We start from the raw sequence: 1,270 nt of genomic DNA, 5'->3' as shown, positions 1-1,270 counted from the left end.
GAAGTGATGACTTTCTAAAGTAGTTATTTGCGACTTGATCCATGCTGTCAAAACCTTCCGATGCTTACCGCAAATAACCCGCCGGCGAACCTACAAGCGGCGCCACGGAGGCTGCGCGAAACACCAACAGCTAACGACAAAACAACGCGCTGAAAAGCGGCGTGTGGTGTCGTTGTGGCGGTGTGGTTTCCGAACATTTTTCAAGCGCCCTAACGTTTGGTTAAGGGGCGGCCGAAAGCGCAGCTTTTGGACGTCCCAGTGAGCGAAGCGAACGGCTTGAACCAGTAGTTATATGACGTTGCTTGCACTAACAAGAGTTTCGCTAACCTGTGCAGAGTGTTTGGCTTTACCCTTTGTTGCAGTTACTTTTTCTGTTGTGGTTTTTACTTCGATTCTTAAAGTATAACTACTGGCGTATGGCCTGCTCTTGAATAAAGAATGAAGATATTCCACAAAATTCTCGGCAAGCTCAACGCTGTTTAGATACAAGACCTTGTAGGAAAGGCGACCTGTCGGACTAGGATAAAGCCCTTGCACTATATCCTCGTCTCTATAATGCGGATTGACCATGTTGGATGGAATCAGCTTATGTGGAATTTCCACCTTTATTGTTGCGTACTCGACAGTGGATTTGTTCGGGAAATCACCAGCTTCGCGTAGTAGTTTCATCCTTGGTCTCCGCATGACCGACTGCAATGGCATATAACGTTTGGTTAAGGGGCGGCCGAAAGCGCAGCTTTTGGACGTCCCAGTGAGCGGAGCGAACGGCTTGAACCATTTGTTAGACCTTACACCGCTACTTGGATGAACGGAAAAGCAGTTCTGAATTCTGTAAGGATAGCCTGGTTCATATGTAGCGAGTTTATAGCATGCTCTCTAGCGGGGCCGTCAAACACCTCGCGATTACGTAGGTATGCAATGCCAAAAATTGCTTCGTCCTCCTGATTTGTAAAGCTGCGGTCAGGGCTGAAGCCGATTGTTTTATAGATATGGAAGCGCGGAGCATCAAAGCTAAGCAACTCAGCTATGTAGTTTGGGTATGCTTCAGGTGACTCCATGATTTGAATAGCCCATTGCTGCAGTTCATCTGTGCTTATTGAGTTGCTTAGGTAGCAATTCACGACAAAGGCAATGGTTGATGAATTTTCGCGGGTGAGTCCGTTCATGATCTAGGTCTAACGTTTGGTTAAGGGGCGGCCGAAAGCGAAGCTTTTGGACGTCCCAGTGAGCGAAGCGAACGACTTGAACCAGGTGTTAGGCCAAAGATTGA

At 47.6% G+C, this 1,270-nt stretch carries 2 protein-coding genes; both read right to left on the bottom strand.

Going from position 1 to position 1,270, the window contains the following annotated elements; genetic code table 11:
- Positions 1-288: 288 nt before the first annotated feature.
- Positions 289-669, bottom strand: coding sequence for a hypothetical protein (locus BMX80_RS17540; protein ID WP_074870818.1), 381 nt, complete (start codon positions 667-669; stop codon positions 289-291).
- Between the two features lie 119 nt (positions 670-788).
- Positions 789-1,166, bottom strand: a complete 378-nt coding sequence (locus tag BMX80_RS17535) for a hypothetical protein (protein ID WP_074870817.1) — start codon at positions 1,164-1,166, stop codon at positions 789-791.
- Positions 1,167-1,270: the final 104 nt, after the last annotated feature.

Origin of the sequence: Atopomonas hussainii (genome assembly GCF_900109735.1) — a bacterium.
Lineage (GTDB): Bacteria > Pseudomonadota > Gammaproteobacteria > Pseudomonadales > Pseudomonadaceae > Atopomonas > Atopomonas hussainii.
The sequence above is the reverse complement of the archived record's forward strand: the minus strand, read 5'-3'. Positions and strand labels throughout refer to the sequence as shown.